The following is a 23,172-nucleotide window of genomic DNA, read 5'->3' on the forward strand; positions in this document are numbered from 1 at the left end:
CGTTTTTGTTTTGGCCGACCTATCGCATCAGGACGAAAAATGAAGGCACGTGTCACCGTCACGCTCAAGAATGGCGTACTCGACCCCCAGGGCAAGGCAATCGAGGGTGCGCTTGGCGCGCTCGGCTTCGCAGGCGTGGGAGGGGTTCGCCAGGGCAAGGTGTTCGACATCGAACTGGAAGGTGCCGATCAGGCCAAAGCCCGCGCGGATCTCGAAGCCATGTGCGAGAAGCTTCTCGCCAACACGGTGATCGAGAACTACGCGATCGAGCTTTCCTGATCCCGAGACCTGCCGCTCCGCCCGCGTCTGCCACTGGCGCGGCGTACGGAATTATCTCCGGAAAACCGCCTCAGGGGCAAAATGCCCAATGCGGCGGATACACCTACAGGAGGCCGGCGATGGCCAACAACAGCAACAAGAATAACGACCCAGAGCGGAACGCGATGCTCATGCGCCTGCTGCTGCTCAAGGTCACGATGTTTTTCATCATGCCCGTGGTCATCGGCGTCATTGCCCTCTACTTTCTGGTCTAGCTACTCGCACAAAGTGTAAAACCCATGAAATCAGCCGTTGTCGTCTTTCCCGGTTCCAATCGTGACCGCGATATGCTGCACGCCCTGGAGCTTGTCACCGGCAAGAAGCCCGTCGCCATCTGGCATCAGGATACAGAAATGCCGGATGTGGACCTTGTCGTCCTGCCTGGCGGGTTCTCCTATGGCGACTATCTGCGCTGCGGGGCCATTGCCGGGCGTTCGCCTGTCATGGCGGAAGTCTCGCGCATGGCGGAGCGCGGACGGCTGGTTCTGGGCGTTTGCAACGGCTTCCAAATCCTCACCGAAACCGGGCTCCTGCCCGGCGCGCTGATGCGCAATGCGGATCTGAAATTCGTCTGCAAGGACGTGATGCTCAAGACCGTGAACACCGACACAGCCTTCTCAGGCGCTTTCGAGAAGGATCAGGTCTGGCGCTGCCCGGTCGCACATCATGACGGCAACTATTTCGCCGATCAGGACACACTGAAAGAGCTTGAAGACGGGGGGCGCGTGGTTTTCCGCTATGCGCAAGACACCAACCCGAACGGCTCGATCAACGACATTGCCGGCATCGTCAACAAGGCGGGCAACGTGCTCGGCATGATGCCCCACCCTGAAAATCTGGTGGAGCCCGCACAGGGCGGCACGGATGGGCGCCGTCTCTTCGAGAGCGTGATACAGGCGCTCAGCGTGGCGTAAGCGCGGTGATCATCGGCGCAACAGCGATCCTCGCGACGCTTGCGGCGGGCATCTTCCTGATGCTGCCGCAGGTAGCAGGACGGGTCCGCTGGCGCGCCATTGCCACGCCGCTTGCCTCCATCATCGGTTCCGGCTTTCTCGTTACCGTGCCGATCCTGCGCGAAATGGCGGGCGCCTGGGCGATCATGCCCATGGCCGGGCTTTTGGTGCTCGCCTACCTGATCGGTGGCGCGATCCGCCACAATATCCGCCATGTGGAACCGATCTTCGAGGATGGCAGTGCACCGCTCGGTCTTTCCTCGCTGGAGCGGCTGTCTCATCTCGTTCTCGCCTTCGCCTATTTCGTCTCCGTCACCTACTATCTTGTCCTCTTCGCCTCGTTCGGGTTGAAGCCGTTCGGCATCGTCGATGAAACCGCAGTGAAGATTGTCGTCACGATCTGCCTCGCGCTTATCGCGGGGGTCGGTTTCACGCGGGGATTTTCCGCCGTGGAGCGGGTGGAGGTTTATACCGTCTCGCTGAAACTCGCGATCATCGCAGGGCTTATCGCGGGACTTGCTGTCTTTGGCCTCGGCGAACTCGCCACCGGCACGATCACGACCATTCCCGGCCATCTCGAAACGAAGAACGTGCCCGTCTTCCTTGGCCTGTTGATCGTCGTGCAGGGCTTTGAGACCTCGCGCTTTCTCGGCAATGCCTACGACACGCAGATGCGTATCAGCACCATGAAGCAGGCGCAGATCCTGGCCGGGATCATCTATCTCGCCTTCTTCTTCGCGATGATCCCGCTTCTGGCCATTGACGTCACCGGCGCAGGCATCGCCGCCATCGTCGACATGTTGAAGCCGGTATCGATCGTCCTGCCTGCACTGATCATGATCGGTGCGCTCGCCAGCCAGTCGAGCGCGGCGATCGCCGATACACTCGGCGCTGGCGGCCTTTTGCACGACATCACCGGAGGCCGCGTGCGGGTCAACTACGCCTACCCGCTGATCGCCGTCATCGCTGCACTCATCACCTGGGAAACGAATATCTATTCGCTGATCACGCTGGCCTCACGCTGCTTTGCGCTTTTCTATGCGCTGCAATGCCTGATCGCCTCACTCAGCGCGATCAGGCGGCACGAGATCCGCGGCGCAGTCCTTTATGCGCTGCTTGGCGTGATCTGCGCAGCCGTTGTCGCCTTCGGAGCACCAGTGGAAGGGGAATAAGCGCGTCCCCCAACGCACTTTTTGCATCAACGCACCGAGTAATAGCCGCCTTCGCCTGTGCGGGCGTTCTGGTGATAGTAGCCTTTGCCATCCTGGAAGATCTTGAGGCGCAGGTTGATGTCACCCGTCATCACCAGCAATCCGCTTTTCGTGATGGAATAGCGCCCCTTCTGACCAGACTTGTTCGTCCAGGTGCCGTTGGCCTTGTAGGTGGTCTGGTGCGAACGTGAAGTCGCGGTATGACCGACATATGCCTTGCGGACCTCCGCCTGCGTGAGCTGACGGCGCTTGCCGGCAACGAGCGTTACCGTCGCGTCGAGCTGAGGTGTGGCGGACGTATTGAGAGGAAGAGCGGAGGCAGCGAACGAGGAGACCAAAACGAACGCGGCAGCCATGGCAGACAGAAGAAGACGTGTCATGCTGATGATTTCCCATCGAACCAAGTGAATGTTGTCATGCAATGGTTTTTGTTTGAATTTATCGCCTGACCACTACCCGCGGCTCAAGTCTTTTTTGTCAAACGCGCATTTGGCACGCGGCCCGCGTTTTTCTTTCTGAGAAACACGATAGCCCCATCGCCGAACGCGTCGCCGGTCTTGGCATCTGTTCGCAACTTTCATCGATCGCTGCGCCGAATAGCACGCGCATCACCTCACTTTGACGCGAACGGAGTCCTCGTAGATTTCCACACGTATCCAGCAGTTGTCGTTGACCACACGCCAGCCCGCATTGCCATCAATGAAGCCTTTCAGAACCATGCGTTCCATGCGAGCGCGATTTGCGGCAGACGCGAAGAAGCGGTCGCCCTCGTCGCCGCGATCCCGAATGCCGAAACGGTGGTAGTTCGCCCGGTCCTGCCTGATCACTTGCCAGGGCTCGGATAGCCGCTGACCGCGCGAATTGTAATGATCATCCGGCCCCAGATAGGCGACGTAGACCTCCAGCAGCCGACCTTGCGCGAAGGCAGAAAAGTCGAATGTCGATGCGCAGACAAGAACCGCAAAGGCGGCGAGGAATCTTGAAGCCAGTTTCATCCTGTCCCCCATTTCTCAGATACGATTAGAAACATTCTGCCTGAAAATGGGGAAGACCGCTGCGTGAATTCGCAATGACCAATGGTCACTTCGGGGCAGCCGCTTCAAAGCGCGCGGATTTCGCCATACCACGCGTACCCTCGATAAAGCGGCGCCGTGCGCACCGCTCCACCTTCGGCTTCCGCGATGTCACAAAGCGCCTGGAACAGATCTGGCCTTGGCGTAACGTGGAAGCTCTTGAGCCACACGAACAGCATCGCCCGAAAGACGCGCGGCAAGCGTTCTTGCTGACCAAAGTCGACAACATGCAGTCGACCGCCCGGCGCGAGGGCTGCGGCCGCGCATTCCAACGCCGTTCGCCAGGGCGGAACCATGGAGAGCGAATAGGAGAAGAACACCCGATCGAAAGAGACACGGCCGAAAATGGCCGCAGGATCGAAAGCCGCCGCATCGCCGCGCGCCAGCGTGATCCGGTCGCTCAGCCCCGCCCGTTCGATATTGGCCCGCGCCGTCGCCAGCATTTCCGACGAGATATCGAGGCCGTAAAAGCGCGCGCGCGGATAGGCACGGGCGGCCGCGATGAGATTGCGGCCCGTGCCACAGCCGATCTCCAGCACATGCCCTCGCTCCGGCGGGTTGAGCGAGGCGATGAGATGATCGCGCCCCAGGAGATAGTACTTTCGGGTCAGATCGTAGATGTGTCGCTGATAGCGGTAGACCCGATCCATCAGATCCCCGCTGTGCGGGGCGGCAATATCGGACATGGCGATGCGGACCGCGCGTCGGCCCTTCCCGGTCTGTTGAGGCTGTGAATGTCAGTTGAGCGTGTAGAGGTGGAAGCCGCCATAGATGGAGGAACGGTCGCGCGCGTGGAGGACGCGGCTTTCCTCCTCCCGGTAAGTCCAGCGCGCAAGCGTCGCCTCATCCACGCGACCGGGCAGAAGGGTCGGCTCGGCGGCAGTGCGGAAGATCACCCGTGCGCCCTTGCGCGCGGTTCGGGTGATCTCGCTCCACAGGGCATTGAGCTGGGCGTCGGTCATCCAGTCCTGCGCATCGAGCAGCACGTAGGCGTCGAGAGATCCGGCTTCCTGCTGGCCGAGATGCTCGGTGAAGGAGCGGTTGACCACGGCCACACGATCCGCGCGCGCGCGGATCTCATCGAAATGACGGGCCTTGAGGTAGGGCGGCAGGGGACCGGCGGGACCGGACGACCCCTTGCCGTCGCCCAGGGGCGCATAGCCGCGGGAAAAGGCCTGCCACGCGAAGTAGTTTTCCGACATGGGAAAGTCGCAGGCGAGCTTTTCCAGTCGCTGGCGCAGCACCCCCGCCATGTCGCCGCCACCGGCGGAGGCAAGCGCCTCGTACTGGGCAGGCGGAATGCCGAGGCCATAGAGCGACATCTTCTTCGAGGTCGCCCAGCGCACGAGCCGCTTGTCGAAGATCGGCGCAAGCGCCGTATCGAAGAAGGTGCGCTGTTCATCCATCGAGCGGGCGCGCAGCATGTCCTTGGGGTCGATGCCATAAAGGCGCGCCACGAAGTGCCCCGCCCCGATGAAGTAGCCCAGAAGGCCGTGATCATAGAGATCGCGGGAAAAGAGCGTGATGCGGCGGCGCCCCCAGCCGGACAGGCTGCGTCCTTGCCAGTAGCCGCGCGTCTCCGGGTCGAGCCGGTCTTTCAAAAACCTATGATAGGCCGCGATATTGGCCTTTTCGTCCGCCTCACCAAAGAAGCGATAGAAGGCTTCGTATCCGGGCATGTGCTTTGCTGCCGCGAGCTTCAGCCGGGTCAGCGCCACATGGGCGCGATTGAGATCGACGGCGACGATCTCGGCCGGATTGGCGGTCAGATAGCTCAGCACGTTACAACCGCCCGACGCGATGGTGACCATCCGGCTTTCCAACCCCAGCTGCAGCGCCTCCATATCCACTTCCGGGTCTTCCCAGATCTGCGGATAGACCAGCCCCTTGAAGGCGAAGGTGAACATGCGCTCCAGAAAACCTTCGCGCGTCCCGGCCGCGGAACGGTGCACCGCCTCCTTCAGACGCCGGGAAGATTCGTTCAGGGCTTGATCTGCCATCGCCTCGTCTCCGCTCTTTCAGCGCGCCTGTTGCTGCCGGTTCGTGCACGGCAAGCGCAACCATTTCGCGAGACTTACCCAGAGTTGGCGACAGTTTGGTGACGCGGACGCCCTCGTTTGACGCTCCCGGCCACATTTTACGGTAGCAGGCGACAGGTTCCAGGCGCAGGAGCGTGGACCTCGCCCATATTTCCTTAGCCGGGCAGACCGTAATGCTGCGTATTAACAACGAAATTTACTTGAATTTTACCCGAGCCCCCAAGACTTGGACGATCTGGAAGGTGAGACGCTCAAGCGAGGGTGTATGAGCGGCTCGGGAGAAGCGTTCAAGGCGCATGCCGCGCGAGGAGGGAACCATGAGCCTCTACCAGATTTGCTATCGCAGCCGAATCAAGTCGGAAATGGACGCGAGCGGCGTGGGGGCGGAAATCGAAGGCACCGTCCGCCAGATCCGCCAGATGAACGCGCTCAATGGTATTACCGGTGCACTCATTCTCACCGACACCCACATCTTTCATCTCATGGAAGGCCCGGTCGACTTCGTGTCCGACGCGCTGGAACGCGCCCTTGCCGATCCGCGCCATCAGGACGTGACCATCCTGTCGCGCAAGGCCGTCGAATACAGGCTCTTCCACGACAGCTGGCTCTATTTCGCAGATCTCCGCCTCGATCACGGCAGAGAATTGCCCGGGCAGCTTTCCATGATCATGCCGCGCCCGCAGACTGCGACCGCAGAAGACGTGCTCGCCCTGATGGCCTATATCGCGGGCGATCTGGCAGAGGCTCAGCTTACGAATCGCCTGCTCCAGATCTGAACGCGCGTTCTCCACATGCGTCCATCGGCTCAGGCAGACGCGCACGGCCGGATCTCGGCCTTGCGTCTGCCCTCTTGAGCGATCCGGTTTCGTTGGCCGGAAAATCCCTTTATACGCGACACAAACCGTTCTTGACGCGCAGGCGTTGCATGGGCTGGGCTAGCAGAGCCTATTTCGACCCGCAAACAGCCGCGCGAACCTATCCGGGAGTGACGCATGAGTAACGAGGCGCAGGACCGACCGATGGTGGTTGGCTGCATTCTGGCCGGTGGGCTGGCGCGCCGCATGGGCGGCTGCGACAAGCCGCTGCTGCCGCTGGGCGACAAGACGCTGATGGCGCATCTGATTGCCGCGCTCGATCCGCAGGTCGATATGGTGATGCTCAACGCCAACGGCGATCCGGAGCGATTTTCCCGGTTCAACCTGCCGATTGCCGCCGATCCGGTGGAGGGATTCGTGGGGCCGCTGGCGGGTGTTCTGGCGGGCATGCGCTGGGCGCAGGCAAATGCTCCCAAGGCGCAATACGTCGTGTCGGCAGCCTCCGATACGCCATTCTTTCCCGATGATCTTGTTGCCCGTCTTGTTGATGGCCTCGGCGATGAACCGGGCATCGCAATTGCAGCTTCGGGTGGAAACCGGCATTCCGTTTTCGGACTTTGGCCGGTAGATTTGGCGGACGATTTGGCCGCATGGCTTTCCGGCGACAACCCGCGCAAGGTACTCGCCTGGGCTGAAAGGCACCGCAACCTCTTCGTGGACTTCCCCCTTCGCGATGGAGCCGACCCGTTCTTCAACATCAATACGCCGGAGGATCTGGCGATCGCGGAACGGATGCTTTCCGACAAGACCCCACAGGGGCCCGACGCAGGCAAGCCCAACGAAAACAAAGAGACTTCCGCATGACGCAAACCGTCTTCGGTATCACCGGCTGGAAGAATTCGGGCAAGACGACCCTCGTGGAGCGGCTGGTGAGCGAGTTGACCCGGCGCGGCTACCGGGTTTCCACGGTCAAGCATGCCCATCACCAATTCGATATCGACAAGCCGGGCACAGACAGCCATCGCCACCGCGAGGCAGGCGCCATCGAGGTGGCTCTGGTTTCCGGCCATCGCTGGGCGCTGATGCACGAGCTGCGTGGCGACGACGCGCCCCCACTTGAGGCCGTCCTCAGCCGCCTGTCGCCCTGCGACCTGGTGCTGGTGGAAGGCTACAAGCGCGAGGCGCATGCCAAGATCGAGGCGCGACGCCTTGGATCGTCCAAGGACGCCCCGCTCACGCCCGACGACCCGGCGATCGTGGCCATCGCTTCCGACCACGAGGTTAGCGGGGAAAGCGTGCCGGTTCTCGATCTGAACGACATCCCCGCGATCGCCGACTTCATCGTCAACCACTGCGGATTGGCGGAACGCAATGACATCTGACACCCCCCTCCCCCTCAGGACGCGCAAGCTCGTCGACGACTGTTTCCTTCATGACAGCGACCGGCTGCGGCATGACGAGGCCATCGCGTTGCTGCGCGAGCGGGTGAGCGCCGTCGCCGAAAATGAAAGCGTTGCGTTGGAGGAGGCGGCCGGACGCATTCTGGCGGAGCCCGTCATCGCCCCACGCAATGTGCCGCTCACCGACAATTCCGCCATGGACGGCTACGCCTTTGCCCATGGCGCTTATGACGCGACGGGCGGCTTCTTTCCCATCGACCAGCGCATTCCCGCCGGTCACCCCGCCCCGGAACCGCTGTTGCCGGGTCGCGCGGCGCGCATCTTCACCGGGGCCGTCATGCCGGTTGGCGCGGATACGGTCGCCATGCAGGAAGATTGCGAGACGCACGAGCAGGACGATGCGCCCTTCGTGATCATTCCTCCGGGCCTGAAAAAGGGCGCGAATGTGCGCCTTGCGGGCGAGGACGTGGCCGAAGGTGCTGAGCTCATTCCCGCGGGCAGCCGCCTGCGCCCGCAAGAAATTGCAGCCATCGCCTCCATCGGGCAGGACCGGGTCACCGTTGCGCGCAAGCTGAAGGTGGCGATCCTGTCGACGGGCGACGAGATCGTGCGTCCGGGCGCGCCCATTGCGCCGGGCCAGGTCTATGATTCCAACGTCTATCTTCTGCGCGCACTTCTGGAGAGTGTCGGCGTGGAGGTGACCGATCTCGGTGTATTGCCGGATGAGCCGGAGACGATCCGGGCCACGATCCGCAAGGCAAGCGAAACCCATCAGGCGATCCTGTCTTCCGGCGGCGCGAGCCGGGGGGAGGAAGATCATCTCGTCGCCGCGCTCGATGCGCTGGGCACCCGCCATATGTGGCAGCTCGCCATCAAGCCGGGCCGACCGATGAATTTCGGTCAGATCGACGACTGCATCATGCTGGGCCTGCCCGGCAACCCGGTGGCCGCCATGGTGTGCTTCCTGTTCTACGTGCGTCCGGTTCTCGTCGCCATGTCGGGCGCGCCCTGGCCCGAGCCTGTACGGCTGCCGCTTCCCGCCGCCTTCGAGATCAAGAAAAAAAAGACAGGACGCCGCGAGTTTTCGCGTGGCTGGCTGACCCGCGACGACGAGGGACGGCTGGTTGTCGACAAGTTCGAACGCGACGGATCGGGCCTGATCACGGGCTTGCGTGAGGCGGATGGTCTGATCGAGATCGCAGAGGACACCACCGGCATCAAACGCGGCGATATCGTGAGCTTCATCCCGTTTACCGAATTCGGGCTGCCGGGCAAATAGCAGCCCTGACGCTGCCTGATCGCTCATCGTGATGTGGCAAATCTGACGCCACCTCCTGCTCACGATGTAATCGTGCAAAAAAAACTTGCTTGCACGACACCTTCCCGGCGCGAAGACGGTTGCGTTGCCTTGTTTTTTAATGGGAATATGAGTTTGGGTGAAGGGTTGCATTCTCCAGCCCGTCCACCTGGTTTCGGCGCATTGGCCGTAACCGGGCAATAAATCCGACCAGGCAACAAATTCACAGCCAGAGGACTATCATGCGTTTTATCATTCGCGCAGCAGCAATTGCCGCGCTGTCCATCGCCGCAGCCGCAACGGCTAATGCCGAAACCGTCCGCATTGGTACGGAAGGCGCCTATCCTCCGTTCAACTACCTGACTGCCGACAATGAACTCGTGGGCTTCGACATCGAAATCTCCAAGGCCCTTTGCGAGGAAATGAAGGTCGAGTGCGAATTCGTAACCCAGGACTGGGACGGCATGATCCCGGCGCTTCTCGCCAACAAGTACGATGCGATCATCGCGTCGATGTCGATCACCGACGAGCGCAAGAAGAAGGTCGATTTCACCGGCAAGTATTACGGTACGCAGCCGGTCATCGCCGTGCCGAAGGATTCCGACCTGAAGGGCGTCACCCCGGCAGACCTCGCCGGCAAGACCATTGGTGCGCAGTCGTCCACGACGCATTCCAACTTCGCTGAAGGCACCTTCACCGACTCCGACGTCAAGCTCTACCCGACCGCGGAAGAGTACAAGCTCGATATTGTGAACGGCCGTCTCGACGCCGTCATCGACAACCGCATCGTGATGAGCGAATGGCTCAAGAGCGACGACGGCGCCTGCTGCAAGATCCTCGGCAGCCTGAAGGCCGACCCGGCCTATTACGGCGAGGGTATCGGCATCGCGATCCGCAAGGGTGACGACGAGCTGCGCGAGAAGTTCAACAAGGCAATCATTGCTATCCGTGAAAACGGAATTTACAAGAAGATCAACGACAAGTACTTCGATTTCGACGTCTATGGCGACTGATCGACAGACGTAAGCTGACGCCGGGTGGGGAGACGCAACATACGCATCTCTCCGCTTCGGACCCAGCGCTAAAGCCGGCGGAGCTCCGCTTCGCCGGCGTGTTTTATTTTAACTGCACAGCTTTGGCCAACTCATGGACTATGTCCTCACCCTGCTCTCCTTCGGCAGCGAAGGATGGGGCGACCAGATCTTACAGGGGATGGCGCTCACCATCGCCCTTGCGCTGGCAACCTTGCCGCTCGGCCTCCTTCAGGGTTTCCTGCTGGCACTGGCGAAACATTCCAACGACCCCAATCTCAACAGGGCCGCAGACATCTACACCACGATCTTTCGCGGTTTGCCCGAGCTCATGACCCTGTTTCTCGTCTATTACGGCGTACAGATTGGCCTGCAGTCGCTTATCGGACTGTTCCATGAGGACTTCTATTTCGAGATCAACAGCTTCGTGGCGGGCATGGTGGCGCTCGGCGTGGTGTTTTCCTCCTATGCCAGCGAAGTGTTTCTGTCCGCCTTCAAGGGCATCCCGCAGGGGCAGTATGAGGGCGGTCACGCGCTGGGGCTGTCCAACTACCAGACGATGCGGCTGATCATCTTTCCGCAACTGATCCGTCTTGCCTTGCCGGGCCTTTCCAATCTGTGGCTTGTGCTTTTGAAGGATACCGCGCTGGTTTCGGTGATCGGCCTTTCGGACCTGCTCCGCATGTCCGGTATCGCGGCGCGCGTGTCCAAGGAACCGTTTCTGTTCTACGGCTTGGCGTGTGCGCTCTATCTGGCTCTCTCGCTCATCTCGTCTGTGGGACTGGTCCGCATCGAGTCCTGGGCGCGGCGCGGGGAGGCCAAGCGATGAGCATGGAAACCGCCGCCGACATGCCGCCGCCCGAAGTCAAGACAGCCCGTCCCTGGACCTTCCTGCGCATTGTCGGATATGCGCTGATGGCCTTCTGGATTCTCGGGGGCCTGGGCGTCATCGCCTTCCTCTACAACTCCTATGATCAGGAGTTCATGGACAAGTACGGCCAGAAGTTCATCGATGGTACGATCGTCACGATCCAACTGGTCATTCTGTCCGTGGTCCTGGGGGCCCTTGTGTCCCTGCCCATCGCCTTCGGTCGTCTGACAACGAACCGCTATATCGGCGGTCTGACCTACGGCTATGTCTACTTCTTTCGCGGAACGCCGCTGATCGCGCAGGTCTTTCTGATCTATTATGGCGTCGGCTCCTTCCGCCCCTTCTTTCAGGATATCGGGCTTTGGTGGTTCCTGCGCGATGCCTGGTATTGCGCGCTGCTGGCCTTCACGCTGAACACGGCCGCCTATCAGGCCGAGATCCTTGCCGGTGCGATCCGCAACGTGCCTGAAGGACAGAGCGAAGCCGCCCGGGCACTGGGCCTGCCGCGCCCTGTCATGTTCTTCAAGATCATCCTGCCCCAGGCGCTGATCACCGCACTGAGGCCTTATGGCAACGAAATTGTGCTGATGCTGAAAGGCTCGGCGATCGTCTCCATCATCACGGTCTACGACCTGATGGGCGAGACACGGCGGATGTTCGCGCGCACCTACGATTTCCAGGCATATTTGTGGGCGGCGATCATCTACATTATCGTTGTGGAAGGGTTGCGCCGCCTGTGGGACAAGCTGGAAATCCGCCTGACACGCCACCTTCAGCGATAAACCGCCGAGGCGATTGGGGCCGGGCGAAAGTCCTCCCCTTTGCTGTGCCTTCGCCCCCTAGGTCCGGTTTTTGCTTTCCCTAGCGGACACAAACGCTTATCTCAAATGAGGATATATACTGGGGGATTGTGATGAGCACCGACAAGAACATCGCCACGACGCTTGCCCATGCCCTTGGCAAGCCCGACCAGCGTACCGGAGCCGTGGTGCCCGGGATCGAACCCGCAACCACCTTCGCGCGCGATGCGTCCTACGCGCTGACGAGCCCCGATCACCTCTATTCACGCGATGATAGCGACCTTTGCCGCCAGGCCGAGGCGCTGATCGCGCATATGGAAGGGGCCGAAGCGGCCAGGCTTTTCGCATCCGGCATGGCGGCCATTGCCGCGGTGTTCCGCACCGTGCCGCCGGGTGCTGCCGTCGTCGTGCAGTCGGGCATCTACTGGGGCACAACCGTATGGGTGCGGAAGTTCTGTCAGCGCAACGGCATCGCGCTGGTGGAATGCGACACCACCAACGCCAGTCGACTGGCCGAGACCCTTGCGGAAACGGCGCCGGACCTCCTTTTCATCGAAAGCCCCTCCAACCCTTCCCTCAAGGTGACGGATATCGCTTTCGCCGCCGAGGCTGCGCACAAGCAAGGTGCGGTTCTGGCCGTGGATGCGACGGCGGCGACCCCGCTCATCTGCCGCCCGATCGAATTCGGGGCGGATCTCGTCATCCATTCCGCGACCAAGGCGCTCAACGGCCATTCGGACCTGCTGGCAGGGGTCGTTTCCACCAGCAGTCAGACAAGTGAGCGGTGGCAGCTGATTACGGAAGAACGGCATGATGCGGGCGCGGTGCTGGGGTCGTTCGAGACGTGGCTCCTGGTGCGCGGCATGCGCACGCTTGCGCTGCGCGTGGAGCGTATGAACGCCAATGCAATGGCCGTCGCCCGCTTTCTCGATGCGCATGAGAATGTGGAGCGTGTGCTTTATCCGGGCCTTGAGACCCATCCGGGCCACGAAATCGCCCTCAAGCAGATGACCGGCGGTTTCGGCTCGCTCGTCTCCGTGCTCGTGAAAGGCGGTGCCGAGGAGGCCCTTGCAGTTGCGGGCCGGTTGCAGACCTTCCTGCGCGCGACCTCTCTGGGCGGCGTGGAAAGCCTGGTGGAGCATCGCTATTCCATCGAAGGCGACGCGACAGGCGTACCGAAGAACCTGCTCAGGCTCTCCATCGGCATCGAACATGCCGACGACCTGATCGCCGATCTCGATCAGGCGCTTGCCGGATGACCGGGCAACCGCGGTTCAGGCCCTGAAAAGGGCGGGGCGTCTTTTGCCGTTCCGCAAGGACATCTTTTCCCTCTGACGGCCTTTCCGCCACCGACGCTTCTGGAATAGTCTCGGCCTCGGGAGGACGGCGCGCGCCCTGCGCGCCCGTCGAGACAATTCGAACCACATCTGGGGGAGCATCGCAGATGGCGAAAGTCGCGTTTATCGGTCTGGGCGTCATGGGGTATCCCATGGCCGGGCACCTGAAGACCCGGGGCGGGCATGATGTGACCGTCTATAACCGCACCGCGGAAAAGGCAGAGAAATGGGTCGCCCAGTTCGGCGGCGAGCGCGCGCCCACCCCGGCGGCGGCAGCCGAGGGCTGCGATTTCGTCTTTTCCTGCGTCGGAAATGATGAGGATCTGTGCTCCGTGACCCTCGGCCCAGATGGCTCGTTCCAGTCCATGAAGGAAGGCGCGATCCACGTGGACAACACGACCGCCTCGGCGGAAGTGGCGCGAGAACTCCACGATGCGGCGCTTGCCCGCGGCTTCTTCTTTCTCGATGCACCGGTTTCCGGCGGTCAGGCGGGTGCGGAGAACGGTCAGCTCACCGTCATGGTCGGTGGTCGTCAGGAGGTCTTCGACAAGGCCCGCCCGCTTATCGACTGCTTTGCCAAGATGGTCGGCCTGATGGGCGACGGCGGGGCCGGTCAGCTGACCAAGATGGTCAATCAGATCTGCATCGCAGGCCTCGTTCAGGGGCTTTCCGAAGCCATCCATTTCGCCGGCAAGGCCGATCTCGACGTTGCCAAGGTGATCGACGTGATCTCGAAGGGGGCTGCGCAATCCTGGCAGATGGAAAACCGCTGGAAGAGCATGGCTGAGGGGACTTTCGACTTCGGTTTCGCCGTCGACTGGATGCGCAAGGATCTCGCCATCTGCCTGCAAGAGGCCCGCGCCAACGGCGCGCGCTTGCCGGTGACCGCCGTTGTCGACCAGTTCTATGCCGAGGTCCAGGCCATGGGCGGCAATCGTTGGGACACGTCAAGCTTGATCGCGCGCCTAGAAAAGGCCGACACGTGAAGCGCCGCGCCCCGTAAAGGCGCCTGAAATTGAGACGAGGAACCCGGCCCGGCCAAGCGCCAGACCGGGTTTTTCTTTTACCCGACCACCTGCAACTGGGTTTCGAAGGTGCGGCGGAGGAGTTCCGCCAGCTCTTCTGCACTTGCCTCCGCCCCATCGCGCAGGCGAATGGAAAACTCCGCATGCGGCAGAGGCGGCAGAGCCATTTCGACGGGCGCGGCGATGATGCCGTCATGCGTGCGAGCCTCCAGGCGGGCGGTTATCCCGATCCCCGCGCGCACCGCGGCGAAAACCCCATCAAGGCTGACGCCGGTTGCAACGATACGATAATCGAGCCCCGCCTTGTCGAGCGCGCGCAGGGCGGCATCGCGGAAACCGCAAGGCGGATCGAGGAGCGCCAGAGGAAGTGGCGCGCCCGGCAACATCGACACGCCATCGGCAGGCGCCAGCCAGCGCATGGGCGTCGAAAAGGACGCCACCTCATCGCCGCGAACCTCTTGGCGCATCGCCACCAGCACTTCGATATCGCCGGCCGCCAGCTGTTCGGACAGCTCCGCACTGCGCCCCACGCGAAAGGCGGTCCGCACACGCGGACGCGAGCCGGAGAACGCGCGAAGCGCATCAATCAGCGGCGAGCCGGTAAAATCCTGCGTCAGGCCGAGGCTGACCTGCCCTTCCGGCTCCATGGTGGCCAGACTGGCCCAGGCGGCCCTGTGTGCACCGAGGATGGTACGCGCATGGGCGACCAGCCGGGTCCCGGCCTCGGTCAGCTCTCGCCCTCGCCCCGCCGGGCGAAGAAGCGCGACGCCGGCCACCTCTTCCAGCCTCTGCATCTGGGCAGTAACCGCGGACGGTGTGCGCCCGACAACCTCCGCCGCACGCGCCAGCGTGCCGGTATCGGCAAAGGCGACCAACGCCCGCAAATGATCGGGTTCGAATTCTCTCATACTTCAACATTATTGAATCTTGGATGAAATACTATTCGATTTTTCTGTAGTCTGATTGCGGTCATCGTGTTCCCGCAAAGCCTAACACGGGAGATCATCATGCCGCTTCTGGACGTCGCCATTGCCTCAGACAAAATCGCCCTGCCCTGCAACCGGATTGCAAAAATCCTCACGGAGCTAACGGCGCAACATCTTCACAAGGATCCGATGCGCACCGCCGTCACGATCCGGCGGATCGCAACGCAAGACTGGTTCATCGGTGCAGCCGCCCTCTCACAAGAGCAAGGGAGTTTTTCGCTGCGCATTGCCGTGAGCGAAGGCACGAATAGCCCCGATGAGATGGCGGCCTATATCGATGCCGTCTTCGCGGCAATGAACACGCTTGCAGGCCCCGTCCACGAGGTGAGCTATGTCATCGTGGAGGAAGTCCCCTTCAAACAATGGGGATTTGGCGGGCTGACACAGTTTGCCCGTTCCGCGGGCCGCGCGGCCTGAGCCACTATTCCTGCGAGCCGCCACGATCCTTGCCGACCACGATGTAATTGAGCGGCAGTTCGCTGGTGTTCTTGATCTGCTCCATCGCGAAGGTCGTGGAAACATCCGCAATATCGATCTTCGCGATCAGCTTCTTGTAGAAGACGTCATAGGCCCCGATGTCGGGCACGACGACACGCAGAAGATAATCGACCGATCCCGCCATGCGGTAGAATTCCACGACTTCCGGGAACTCGCGGATGACATCGGCGAATTTCTTCAGCCAGTCGTCGGTGTGCTGGTTGGTGGTGATCGAGACGAAAGCCGTCACCTTGGCGTTGACCTTGGTGGCGTCGAGGAGCGCCACCCGCTTCTGGATCACGCCATCTTCTTCCAGCTTCTGGATGCGTCGCCAGCACGGCGTGGTGGACAGGCCGACCCGACGGCCGATCTCGGCCACGGGCACGGTCGCGTCCGTTTGCAGGATGGAGAGAATGCGGCGGTCGACCTTGTCGATCATGGGTGAATATTCCTGAAATTTTTTTCTACGTTTTGAGATCTGGAGAACAACAGCTTTCTCCTATCGACCGCAGAACATAGAATTTTAGATTTTTCTTCTAATTCCGAAGTTCAGCACGCTTGCCCTTTTTGGATCTGAATGTCAATTCCTTCCGTAACGAACACCGAGGAGTTCCCCCATGCTGCGCCCCTTCACGCGCCTCGTCGCGGCGGTTGCGACGGTTGCAATTTCAGCCACGGCGGCCCTGTCAGCCCCCGCTCTCACTCCGCTGGTCTCCACGGAGTGGCTTCAGGCTCATCTGGATGAGGAGGGCCTTGTGATCCTCGACGTCGATTTCCGCTCCGCAAAGGGCGGCGAGAAAAAGGAGGCGGCCAAGCCCACCTATGTGCCGGGCGCGATCACGACGACCTATCCCGGGCCATGGCGCAGCGAGCAGGACGGGGTGCCCGGCCAGATGGCGAGCGTGGAGGGACTGGAAACCTACCTCTCCTCCATCGGCATCAACGAGGACGTCGCAGTCGTCGTGGTTCAAAGCGGTGAAAACGGCACCGACTTCTCCGCCGGGACGCGGGTCTACTGGACGCTGAAGGAACTGGGCCTGAGCAATGTCGGCCTGCTCGATGGCGGAATGCGTGCCTGGAAAGCCGAAGGCAGGCCCGTCCGGCATGAAGCGGCCACACCCGACGCGGCATTCTTCACCGCAGAGCCTGACCCGACGCTCACCATCTCCACCGATGAGGTGGCCGAGAGCGTCGGCACGGACACGGTTCTGCTTGACGCCCGCCCGGCTTCCTTTTTCGAGGGCAAGGCCAAGCACAAGCTTGCCCCGCGCCCTGGCCGCCTGCCCGGCGCGGTGGATCTCGACTATAACGCTTTCATAGATGTCGAGACCGGCAAGCTGAAGTCGAAAGCGGAGCTTGCCCTGATCGCGAGCGTCCAGCTCGCCGACAAGAAGGCCAATATCGTTTCCTACTGCAACACCGGCCACTGGGCCTCGGCCAACTGGTTCGTGCTGCACGAATTGCTGGGTTACGAAAACGTCCGCCTTTACGACGCATCGATGGTCGGCTGGACGCTTGATCCCAAACGCCCCGTCCTGCTGGGCGACGGCACGAAGGGCTGACCCGGCCCCGCCTTTCATCGCGGGCTCCCAATTGGACCGGGCGCGCCATGCGTGCCCGGCTTTTGCGTTCAGGTATGCGGAACGACAAGCCGGGAAACCTCCGCGCGTAGGACCGGCAGCAGCTCTTCCTCAAACCACGGATTGCGCTTCAGCCAGATGTTGTTGCGCCATGAGGGATGCGGCAGGGGAAGAAGACGCGGCTTGCGCTCTTCGGCAAGGATCGCCCGCCAATCCGCCACGGTGGCGGAAAGTGAGGCGCGGCGCGCCTTTCCCAGATGATAGCCTTGCGCATATTGACCGATCGCCAGCACCAGTTCGATCTGCGGCATGGCGGCGAAGACACGGTCATGCCAATGCATCGCGCATTCGCGGCGCGGCGGCAGATCGCCTCCCTTGGCATCGAGACCGGGGAAACAGAACCCCATGGGCACGATGGCGAGACGCGCCGCGTCGTAAAAGGTTTCGCGATCCACCCCCAGCCACGCGCGCAGGCGGTCACCTGAGGGATCATCGAAGGGAATGCCGCTGGCATGAACGCGGGTGCCCGGCGCCTGTCCAGCGATGCACAGCCGCGCCGTCGTGGATGCGCGAATGACCGGGCGCGGCTCATGCGGCAAGGGCAAACGTATCGGCTCCTCAACGCAGATCCGGCAGGCGCGGATTTCGCCCAGAAGTGGCGCAAGCCCGGAGGTGTTCGCGGAAGATGATTTGGTCATTGGCCGCGAGCATACCCCAATTGAGCAGGAGCGAGAGAATGGGAGGTGGCCGATCCTTCGAGACGGGCCTGACGGCCCTCCTCAGGATGACGTTGTGTGTGCTGCTGGCTTTCGCAGATGTATCAACGAATACAACGTCATCCTGAGGAGCCTGCGTAAGCAGGCGTCTCGAAGGACGGGCCGCAAACTCAGGCCTGCCTCCTCAAACCGGAGGACGCAGACTTGCCCTTTCGATCACGCCGCGGCGCTCGGACGGGCTCTCACATTGTCATACCACCTGTGGAGATGGCTCAATTCTTCCGGAATGTCGATCTTCGCGGGCTTGCAGAAATCGAGGGCGATCATGCAGGTGATATCAGCGATGGTGAAACGCTCGCCTGCGATGAAGGGACGTGTCGCCAGTTCATCGTTCAGGAAGCGGAACTGTTCCTGCACTTTCGGGCGGTTCGCCTCTCCCCAATCAGGAACCTGAGGCACTTCCATATCTTTCATCGCCGGATGCTGATGGCGGAAAACGGCTGCGACCCGCAGGAACAGGCCGATCTCGACGCGACGCTGCCACATCTCCACCAAGGCGCGATCAACGGCATTGACGCCAAACAGCGGCGGCTCTGGATGTGTTTCCTCAATATAGCGGCAAATCGCCACCGTTTCCGATATCCGGGTACCATCATCAAGCTCCATGACGGGAAGCTGCTGATAAGGGTTGAGTTGGGTGAAGCTCTCGCTTTTGTGCTCAAGCGCGCCGAGATCGACCGGAACAAGCGTCACATCGACACCTTTTTCCGCCAGAAACACTCGTACACGGCGCGGATTGGGCGCGCGCCCACCATCATAAAGCTTCATCGACGAAATCCTCCCCTCATCGTCTTTTGGCCCGCTAGTCGAGCATGACGGCACGTGCGCGGCAAGCGTTACATGCCAGCCCCACCCATCGTTTTTTTTGACGTTGATATTAACACTTCAACCCGAATTTGGTTGCCGATTAACCACGCCGTTGAATCTGTTCTTAAGGAATTATCGTCAAACTCTGTTAAGTTCGAGCCGGTGTTTCCGTTCGTCCCCGCTTGAGCGTGGACAAATGGCAATAGCGGCTCCCTGAGACAACACGTTTCGCACGCGAGCCCAATGCACGTCGACCACTACGCATCGACCGCAGAAAAAACGGCGCAGAACAGCCTGCGCGCCGGACGACGGCGCGCGGTTTCGCGCACCGTCAAATCCGCGCGCGAGCAGCTTGGCAATTCCTCGGGCATGCGCGCCGATTTCGATTACGAACTCGCGCTCATCTTCGCCAAGACGCGTATCTCCGCGACATTCGCCGTCCCCGCCTTTGCGCTGATCATCACCACCATCTGCCATTTCTGGCTCGGCGGGTTCATGATCATCGGCTGGTTCGGCGCGGTGATGCTGGCGCATATGCTCCAGCTTTCGATGGCACGCCGTTTCGAGAAAGCACCGATCGCAGGCATCGATCTGAAACGCTGGCGGCGTCACTTCATCATGGGCGATTTCCTGCAAGGGCTCGCCTGGGCATCGCTCATGATGCTTCAGATCGGGGGCGTTCCCGAGCATTTCGAGGTTTTCCAATTCGCCACCGTTCTCGTCATCGTCGCGATGATGACCATGTTGTCATCGAACATTCCCGGCGCACTTTATGCCGCAACGGTGCCTGTCACCGCAGCCATGACCTTCGTGTTCCTGCAACCCAGCGCGCCGATCTTCTTCGCCATGGGCGGCATGGGGATCGGAGCACAGATCTTCTTCGCGATCCTCGGCCATCGCCTGTTCTCTTCCAATGTGATGATGCTGGAATTCCGGGCGCAGAAGGACGAGCTCATCATTGAGCTTGAGCAGGCCAAGGCGGTGAGCGATGACAGTCGCAGACGCGCGGAGGAAGCCAATCTCGCCAAATCGCGTTTCCTGGCCACGATGAGCCATGAGCTTCGGACCCCGCTCAACGCCATTCTCGGGTTTTCCGAAGTGCTCAAGAACGAGGTTCTGGGGCCGCTGGAGAACAAGACCTACCGCGAATATGCGGGGGACATCCACACCTCCGGACAGCATTTGCTGAACCTCATCAACGAGATCCTCGATCTGTCGCGCATCGAGGCGGGTCGTTACGACTTGCACGAGGAGGCGATCCAGCTTCCCTATCTGGTGGAGGATTGCATCCACCTGATCAAGCTGCGCGCCAAGAACAAGGGCCTGACCATCACCGATCAGTTCCAGGAGGGACTGCCGAAGCTGTGGGCGGACGAACGCGCCATCCGGCAGGTGGTGCTGAACCTTCTGTCGAATGCGGTGAAGTTCACGCCGAGCGGCGGGGAAGTCAGCGTCAAGGCAGGATGGACCGCAGGCGGCGGCCAGTACGTGATGGTGCGCGACAACGGCCCCGGCATTCCGGCGGACGAGATCCCGGTGGTGCTGGAAGCTTTCGGTCAGGGATCTCTGGCGATCAAGAGCGCTGAACAGGGCACAGGCCTTGGCCTTCCCATCGTCCAGGCTCTGATGAACATGCATGGCGGCAAGCTGGAACTGAAATCCAAGCTGCGCGAAGGCACCGAGGCGATCATCACCTTCCCGCGCTCGCGCGTACTGGAAGAGATGCCCGCCATGGAGCCGACCTATCGCCCGACGGCTGGCCCCAATACCGGTTCCGGCATGAAAAGGGCATCCTAGGACGCCTTTTTCAGGCTCTGTCGGCCTCAACGCGGCTTGCTGACGCCTGCCATCTCGAAGGTCGCCATGCCTTCATGCGCCTGAGCTGCCGCCTTTACCAGCCCCATCGCAAGGGCGGCGCCCACACCTTCCCCCATGTGCAGGCCAAGATCGAGCAAGGGCTTCTTGCCCATGATTTCCAACGCACGGACATGCCCCGGCTCACTCGTGACATGGGCGAAGAGGCAGTGATCGAGCGACGAGGGATCCATCGCATGAAGGACGGCGGCGGCAGCCGTCGCCACGAAGCCGTCGATGATCACGGGTACGCGCTGGAGACGGCCGGCGAGGATCGCGCCCGCCATGGCCGCAATTTCGCGCCCGCCAAGGCGACGGAGAACCTCCAGAGGATCGGAGAGCGCACCTTCATTGCGCGCGACCGCGGCAGCGACGAGTTCGGCCTTTCGGCCAACGCCCTGCGCATCCACGCCGCTGCCCGGCCCGACCCAGTCGCCCGCCGCACCGCCGAAAAGCGCATGCAGGATGGCGGAGGCAACAGTCGTGCTGGCGATGCCGACATCGCCGACGGCCAGAAGATCGATACCGCCCGCCACGGCTTCCATGCCATAGGCCATGGTGGCGGCACAGGTCTTCTCGTCCATCGCCGCGTCACGGGTGATATCGTTGGTGGGATATTCAAGCGCCAACTCGAAAACCTTCAGGCCCAGATCGTGGGCGATGCAGATCTGGTTGACCGCGGCGCCTCCGGCGGCAAAATTGGCGACCGTCTGGTGGGTCACCTCCTGCGGGAAAGCCGAAACGCCCTGATCGGCGACCCCGTGATTGCCAGCAAAGATCGCGACCAGCGGGCGGGTGATCTTTGGTTGCTGCGCCCCCTGCCATGCGGCCAGCCAGGCCACGATGTCTTCCAGCCGCCCCAGCCCGCCCGCCGGCTTGGCAAGCTGTGCCTCTCGCTCGCGCACCACCTTCACTGCCGCCGTGTCCGGCCCGAGCAATTCGGAAAACAGGTTTCGGATGTCGTCGAATGGCAACCCGGTGGAGGTGTGCGGCATGGGAGGTCTCCGGCTCGAATGGACGAGGTCTGAATAGGTTTTGGCAGATCTATAAACCGCGCAATGTCAAATACAAGCGCCGTTCCTGTTACAGGAGGCGCGAGGGAAGGTTTCAACCAGACGATCCGAGCATTGCCATTTTCGACAGGCCTGTGACGGGATCGTAACAGTGCGCGGGAAAAGGCATACTGCCAGCGCCAATCACTTCTTTCGCAACAAGGTTTCCATAATCCATGCGATAGAGTTCAGCCTTCTGCATTCCTTTCCGGCCCTCACCTTTGAAGAGCCTGAACGCAACGCCCGGTCCAAAGATCGAATGAACACAGTCAGCGCATCCCGTTCCAGCCTGATCCGGCGATCTTTCGTCGTGTTGGCGACCGCCCTTCTGCTGGCCGGGTGCGCCACGCGGCCCGGGCCAGGCTCGCTCAAGATCTCGCAAGAGGCGGAAGGCTCCGCGCGCGACCACAAGATCATCATCGCAACCACCCGCCAGCGCGCCACCGTATCGGGAACCTATTTCACCAACGAGCGCGCCGACGAGCTGGACTTCGCAACGGCGACCGTTTCGGTGCCCCCCGCCCACAAGCCGGGACAGATCGAATGGCCTAGCGTGCCGCCGGGAGATCCGGCAACCGACTTCACCTTGCGCTCTGCCGGTTATCTGAAAGACCGCACCGCATTCCGGGCCGAAATGCGCAAGGAACTGGCCAAGCGCAAGCCGGGCAACCGGCGCGCCTTCCTGTTTGTCCACGGGTACAACACGCGCTTTCCCGAGGCACTCTACCGGTTCACGCAAGTTGTCGATGATGCGCAGGTGCCGAGCGTGCCGGTTCTATTCACCTGGGCTTCGGGTGGAGCGGTGACCGACTATGTCTATGACATCAACAGCGCCCAGATCGCACGCGATGCACTGGAACAGACATTGCGGGATCTGGCAGCCTCCGGAGCGGAGCGGATCGACATCCTCGCGCATTCCATGGGCACCTATCTGCTTCTGGAAACCCTGCGCCAAATCTCGATTTCGCCACATGGGTTTTCGCGCGACAGGTTCGGCACAATCGCGCTGGCAGCTCCCGATATCGATATCGACCTGTTCAAGCAGCAGCTTCAGCGCACCGGCAGGCCCGAAAAGCCGTTCCTGATCCTCGTTTCGCGCGACGACCGCGCATTGCGCGCCTCCAGTCTGATCAGCGGCGGCAAACAGCGGGTTGGTCGCTATGAGAACCCTGAAGAACTGGCGGAACTCGGTGCCATCGTCATCGACCTGACGGATCTGGAGGGCGACAGCGCAAATCACTCCAAGTTTGCCGAGATAGCCCTGATTGCGCCCAATCTGAGTGCCGCTTTGGTGCACAGTCGGCTGGGCGACAACGTGGAGCAGCCATCGCCCACGGGCGGCAAGGTTGGCGACCTGATCGGGCGTGGCGCAAATGTCGTTCTCACGGTTCCAAAGGCCATCCTCAGCGCGCCCATACAAATCTTCGGTGCCCGATAGGAGGTGGCGCAAGGGCCGTCTTCACGCGCATG

General features: G+C 61.5%; 26 protein-coding genes. 17 read left to right on the forward strand and 9 right to left on the reverse strand.

What is annotated here, in order from left to right; translation table 11 throughout:
- The first annotated feature begins 39 nt into the window (after positions 1–39).
- The 4 genes from purS to ABGM93_RS07600 all read left to right on the forward strand — a co-directional run bounded on the left by purS (position 40) and on the right by ABGM93_RS07600 (position 2,443).
- Entirely contained in the window at positions 40–279 is a 240-nt protein-coding gene (gene purS, locus ABGM93_RS07585; RefSeq protein ID WP_321504949.1) for a phosphoribosylformylglycinamidine synthase subunit PurS, read from the forward strand.
- A gap of 119 nt (positions 280–398) precedes the next feature.
- Positions 399–533, forward strand: a complete 135-nt coding sequence (locus ABGM93_RS07590) for a hypothetical protein (protein WP_321504951.1) — start codon at positions 399–401, stop codon at positions 531–533.
- A 24-nt stretch (positions 534–557) separates the two neighbouring features.
- Positions 558–1,232: a phosphoribosylformylglycinamidine synthase subunit PurQ gene (gene purQ / locus ABGM93_RS07595; RefSeq protein ID WP_321504953.1), complete on the forward strand. Its 675-nt coding sequence runs from the start codon at positions 558–560 to the stop codon at positions 1,230–1,232.
- 5 nt (positions 1,233–1,237) lie between these two features.
- The gene (locus ABGM93_RS07600; RefSeq protein ID WP_321504954.1) at positions 1,238–2,443 is read left to right on the forward strand and encodes a hypothetical protein; all 1,206 of its coding nucleotides are present in this window, start codon (positions 1,238–1,240) and stop codon (positions 2,441–2,443) included.
- A gap of 26 nt (positions 2,444–2,469) precedes the next feature.
- On the opposite strand, the gene ABGM93_RS07605 is transcribed toward ABGM93_RS07600, so the two are convergent.
- The 4 genes from ABGM93_RS07605 to ABGM93_RS07620 all read right to left on the reverse strand — a co-directional run bounded on the left by ABGM93_RS07605 (position 2,470) and on the right by ABGM93_RS07620 (position 5,555).
- The gene (locus ABGM93_RS07605; protein WP_321504956.1) at positions 2,470–2,862 is read right to left on the reverse strand and encodes a hypothetical protein; all 393 of its coding nucleotides are present in this window, start codon (positions 2,860–2,862) and stop codon (positions 2,470–2,472) included.
- 228 nt (positions 2,863–3,090) lie between these two features.
- Positions 3,091–3,477 (reverse strand): hypothetical protein, encoded by a 387-nt coding sequence (locus tag ABGM93_RS07610; protein ID WP_321504959.1) that lies wholly within the window; start codon positions 3,475–3,477, stop codon positions 3,091–3,093.
- 104 nt (positions 3,478–3,581) lie between these two features.
- Positions 3,582–4,241 carry a methyltransferase domain-containing protein gene (locus ABGM93_RS07615; protein WP_321336018.1) on the reverse strand — a complete coding sequence of 220 codons (660 nt, stop codon included), beginning with the start codon at positions 4,239–4,241 and terminating at the stop codon, positions 3,582–3,584.
- Positions 4,242–4,292: 51 nt separating this feature from the next.
- Positions 4,293–5,555 carry a DUF3419 family protein gene (locus ABGM93_RS07620; protein ID WP_321504961.1) on the reverse strand — a complete coding sequence of 421 codons (1,263 nt, stop codon included), beginning with the start codon at positions 5,553–5,555 and terminating at the stop codon, positions 4,293–4,295.
- A gap of 356 nt (positions 5,556–5,911) precedes the next feature.
- Here ABGM93_RS07620 and ABGM93_RS07625 point away from each other — a divergent pair, with 356 nt between their 5' ends.
- The 9 genes from ABGM93_RS07625 to ABGM93_RS07665 all read left to right on the forward strand — a co-directional run bounded on the left by ABGM93_RS07625 (position 5,912) and on the right by ABGM93_RS07665 (position 14,131).
- Positions 5,912–6,370, forward strand: a complete 459-nt coding sequence (locus tag ABGM93_RS07625; protein WP_319771880.1) for a BLUF domain-containing protein — start codon at positions 5,912–5,914, stop codon at positions 6,368–6,370.
- A gap of 216 nt (positions 6,371–6,586) precedes the next feature.
- Entirely contained in the window at positions 6,587–7,273 is a 687-nt protein-coding gene (gene mobA / locus ABGM93_RS07630; protein ID WP_321504963.1) for a molybdenum cofactor guanylyltransferase MobA, read from the forward strand.
- Positions 7,270–7,791, forward strand: coding sequence for a molybdopterin-guanine dinucleotide biosynthesis protein B (mobB, locus tag ABGM93_RS07635; RefSeq protein ID WP_321504969.1), 522 nt, complete (start codon positions 7,270–7,272; stop codon positions 7,789–7,791). Before mobA ends, mobB begins: the two co-directional genes overlap by 4 nt.
- Positions 7,781–9,088: a gephyrin-like molybdotransferase Glp gene (glp, locus tag ABGM93_RS07640; protein ID WP_321504971.1), complete on the forward strand. Its 1,308-nt coding sequence runs from the start codon at positions 7,781–7,783 to the stop codon at positions 9,086–9,088. The genes mobB and glp overlap by 11 nt, the downstream gene beginning before the upstream one ends.
- A gap of 260 nt (positions 9,089–9,348) precedes the next feature.
- Positions 9,349–10,119 carry an ABC transporter substrate-binding protein gene (locus tag ABGM93_RS07645; protein ID WP_321504973.1) on the forward strand — a complete coding sequence of 257 codons (771 nt, stop codon included), beginning with the start codon at positions 9,349–9,351 and terminating at the stop codon, positions 10,117–10,119.
- Positions 10,120–10,252: 133 nt separating this feature from the next.
- Positions 10,253–10,966, forward strand: a complete 714-nt coding sequence (locus ABGM93_RS07650) for an ABC transporter permease (protein WP_321504975.1) — start codon at positions 10,253–10,255, stop codon at positions 10,964–10,966.
- Entirely contained in the window at positions 10,963–11,790 is an 828-nt protein-coding gene (locus ABGM93_RS07655; RefSeq protein ID WP_321504977.1) for an ABC transporter permease, read from the forward strand. The genes ABGM93_RS07650 and ABGM93_RS07655 overlap by 4 nt, the downstream gene beginning before the upstream one ends.
- A 131-nt stretch (positions 11,791–11,921) precedes the next feature.
- On the forward strand, positions 11,922–13,067 hold the full coding sequence (locus tag ABGM93_RS07660) for a PLP-dependent aspartate aminotransferase family protein (RefSeq protein ID WP_321504979.1): 1,146 nt from the start codon (positions 11,922–11,924) through the stop codon (positions 13,065–13,067).
- Positions 13,068–13,252: 185 nt separating this feature from the next.
- Positions 13,253–14,131 (forward strand): NAD(P)-dependent oxidoreductase, encoded by an 879-nt coding sequence (locus ABGM93_RS07665; RefSeq protein ID WP_321504981.1) that lies wholly within the window; start codon positions 13,253–13,255, stop codon positions 14,129–14,131.
- 77 nt (positions 14,132–14,208) lie between these two features.
- Here ABGM93_RS07665 and ABGM93_RS07670 read toward each other — a convergent pair whose 3' ends face one another.
- Positions 14,209–15,078 carry a LysR substrate-binding domain-containing protein gene (locus tag ABGM93_RS07670; protein WP_321504983.1) on the reverse strand — a complete coding sequence of 290 codons (870 nt, stop codon included), beginning with the start codon at positions 15,076–15,078 and terminating at the stop codon, positions 14,209–14,211.
- Positions 15,079–15,177: 99 nt separating this feature from the next.
- On the opposite strand from ABGM93_RS07670, the gene ABGM93_RS07675 reads away from it, so the two are divergent.
- Complete coding sequence (locus tag ABGM93_RS07675) at positions 15,178–15,573, forward strand: 4-oxalocrotonate tautomerase (protein WP_321504985.1); 396 nt, start codon at positions 15,178–15,180, stop codon at positions 15,571–15,573.
- A gap of 4 nt (positions 15,574–15,577) precedes the next feature.
- On the opposite strand, the gene ABGM93_RS07680 is transcribed toward ABGM93_RS07675, so the two are convergent.
- Positions 15,578–16,072, reverse strand: coding sequence for an Lrp/AsnC family transcriptional regulator (locus tag ABGM93_RS07680; RefSeq protein ID WP_319771891.1), 495 nt, complete (start codon positions 16,070–16,072; stop codon positions 15,578–15,580).
- Positions 16,073–16,250: 178 nt separating this feature from the next.
- Here ABGM93_RS07680 and ABGM93_RS07685 point away from each other — a divergent pair, with 178 nt between their 5' ends.
- Entirely contained in the window at positions 16,251–17,195 is a 945-nt protein-coding gene (locus ABGM93_RS07685) for a sulfurtransferase (protein ID WP_321504990.1), read from the forward strand.
- 68 nt (positions 17,196–17,263) lie between these two features.
- Here the strand turns inward: ABGM93_RS07685 and ABGM93_RS07690 are convergent, their stop codons facing one another.
- Together ABGM93_RS07690 and ABGM93_RS07695 are read right to left on the reverse strand one after the other, a co-directional pair.
- Positions 17,264–17,911, reverse strand: a complete 648-nt coding sequence (locus ABGM93_RS07690) for a uracil-DNA glycosylase family protein (protein ID WP_321504992.1) — start codon at positions 17,909–17,911, stop codon at positions 17,264–17,266.
- A 234-nt stretch (positions 17,912–18,145) separates the two neighbouring features.
- Positions 18,146–18,757, reverse strand: coding sequence for a glutathione S-transferase (locus ABGM93_RS07695; RefSeq protein WP_321504994.1), 612 nt, complete (start codon positions 18,755–18,757; stop codon positions 18,146–18,148).
- A gap of 282 nt (positions 18,758–19,039) precedes the next feature.
- Here ABGM93_RS07695 and ABGM93_RS07700 point away from each other — a divergent pair, with 282 nt between their 5' ends.
- Positions 19,040–20,593, forward strand: a complete 1,554-nt coding sequence (locus tag ABGM93_RS07700; protein WP_321504995.1) for a HAMP domain-containing sensor histidine kinase — start codon at positions 19,040–19,042, stop codon at positions 20,591–20,593.
- 26 nt (positions 20,594–20,619) lie between these two features.
- On the opposite strand, the gene cobT is transcribed toward ABGM93_RS07700, so the two are convergent.
- Positions 20,620–21,645 (reverse strand): nicotinate-nucleotide--dimethylbenzimidazole phosphoribosyltransferase, encoded by a 1,026-nt coding sequence (cobT, locus tag ABGM93_RS07705; RefSeq protein WP_321504997.1) that lies wholly within the window; start codon positions 21,643–21,645, stop codon positions 20,620–20,622.
- Positions 21,646–21,961: 316 nt separating this feature from the next.
- Between cobT and ABGM93_RS07710 the strand changes: the two genes are divergently transcribed.
- Positions 21,962–23,140, forward strand: coding sequence for an alpha/beta hydrolase (locus ABGM93_RS07710; RefSeq protein ID WP_321504999.1), 1,179 nt, complete (start codon positions 21,962–21,964; stop codon positions 23,138–23,140).
- Positions 23,141–23,172: the final 32 nt, after the last annotated feature.

The organism is Breoghania sp. (genome assembly GCF_963674635.1).
GTDB lineage: Bacteria > Pseudomonadota > Alphaproteobacteria > Rhizobiales > Stappiaceae > Breoghania.

Coding starts and splice junctions, on each gene's coding strand:
- ABGM93_RS07605 (WP_321504956.1), bottom strand. CDS start 2,862: ATGACACGTCTTCTTCTGTCTGCCATGGCTGCCGCGTTCGTTTTGGTC.
- purS (WP_321504949.1), top strand. CDS start 40: ATGAAGGCACGTGTCACCGTCACGCTCAAGAATGGCGTACTCGACCCC.
- ABGM93_RS07620 (WP_321504961.1), bottom strand. CDS start 5,555: ATGGCAGATCAAGCCCTGAACGAATCTTCCCGGCGTCTGAAGGAGGCG.
- ABGM93_RS07695 (WP_321504994.1), bottom strand. CDS start 18,757: ATGAAGCTTTATGATGGTGGGCGCGCGCCCAATCCGCGCCGTGTACGA.
- cobT (WP_321504997.1), bottom strand. CDS start 21,645: ATGCCGCACACCTCCACCGGGTTGCCATTCGACGACATCCGAAACCTG.
- ABGM93_RS07650 (WP_321504975.1), top strand. CDS start 10,253: ATGGACTATGTCCTCACCCTGCTCTCCTTCGGCAGCGAAGGATGGGGC.
- ABGM93_RS07675 (WP_321504985.1), top strand. CDS start 15,178: ATGCCGCTTCTGGACGTCGCCATTGCCTCAGACAAAATCGCCCTGCCC.
- mobA (WP_321504963.1), top strand. CDS start 6,587: ATGAGTAACGAGGCGCAGGACCGACCGATGGTGGTTGGCTGCATTCTG.
- ABGM93_RS07655 (WP_321504977.1), top strand. CDS start 10,963: ATGAGCATGGAAACCGCCGCCGACATGCCGCCGCCCGAAGTCAAGACA.
- ABGM93_RS07685 (WP_321504990.1), top strand. CDS start 16,251: ATGCTGCGCCCCTTCACGCGCCTCGTCGCGGCGGTTGCGACGGTTGCA.
- purQ (WP_321504953.1), top strand. CDS start 558: ATGAAATCAGCCGTTGTCGTCTTTCCCGGTTCCAATCGTGACCGCGAT.
- ABGM93_RS07660 (WP_321504979.1), top strand. CDS start 11,922: ATGAGCACCGACAAGAACATCGCCACGACGCTTGCCCATGCCCTTGGC.
- ABGM93_RS07625 (WP_319771880.1), top strand. CDS start 5,912: ATGAGCCTCTACCAGATTTGCTATCGCAGCCGAATCAAGTCGGAAATG.
- ABGM93_RS07680 (WP_319771891.1), bottom strand. CDS start 16,072: ATGATCGACAAGGTCGACCGCCGCATTCTCTCCATCCTGCAAACGGAC.
- ABGM93_RS07700 (WP_321504995.1), top strand. CDS start 19,040: ATGCACGTCGACCACTACGCATCGACCGCAGAAAAAACGGCGCAGAAC.
- ABGM93_RS07690 (WP_321504992.1), bottom strand. CDS start 17,911: ATGACCAAATCATCTTCCGCGAACACCTCCGGGCTTGCGCCACTTCTG.
- mobB (WP_321504969.1), top strand. CDS start 7,270: ATGACGCAAACCGTCTTCGGTATCACCGGCTGGAAGAATTCGGGCAAG.
- ABGM93_RS07615 (WP_321336018.1), bottom strand. CDS start 4,241: ATGTCCGATATTGCCGCCCCGCACAGCGGGGATCTGATGGATCGGGTC.
- ABGM93_RS07665 (WP_321504981.1), top strand. CDS start 13,253: ATGGCGAAAGTCGCGTTTATCGGTCTGGGCGTCATGGGGTATCCCATG.
- ABGM93_RS07710 (WP_321504999.1), top strand. CDS start 21,962: ATGAACACAGTCAGCGCATCCCGTTCCAGCCTGATCCGGCGATCTTTC.
- ABGM93_RS07610 (WP_321504959.1), bottom strand. CDS start 3,477: ATGAAACTGGCTTCAAGATTCCTCGCCGCCTTTGCGGTTCTTGTCTGC.
- ABGM93_RS07645 (WP_321504973.1), top strand. CDS start 9,349: ATGCGTTTTATCATTCGCGCAGCAGCAATTGCCGCGCTGTCCATCGCC.
- glp (WP_321504971.1), top strand. CDS start 7,781: ATGACATCTGACACCCCCCTCCCCCTCAGGACGCGCAAGCTCGTCGAC.
- ABGM93_RS07590 (WP_321504951.1), top strand. CDS start 399: ATGGCCAACAACAGCAACAAGAATAACGACCCAGAGCGGAACGCGATG.
- ABGM93_RS07670 (WP_321504983.1), bottom strand. CDS start 15,078: ATGAGAGAATTCGAACCCGATCATTTGCGGGCGTTGGTCGCCTTTGCC.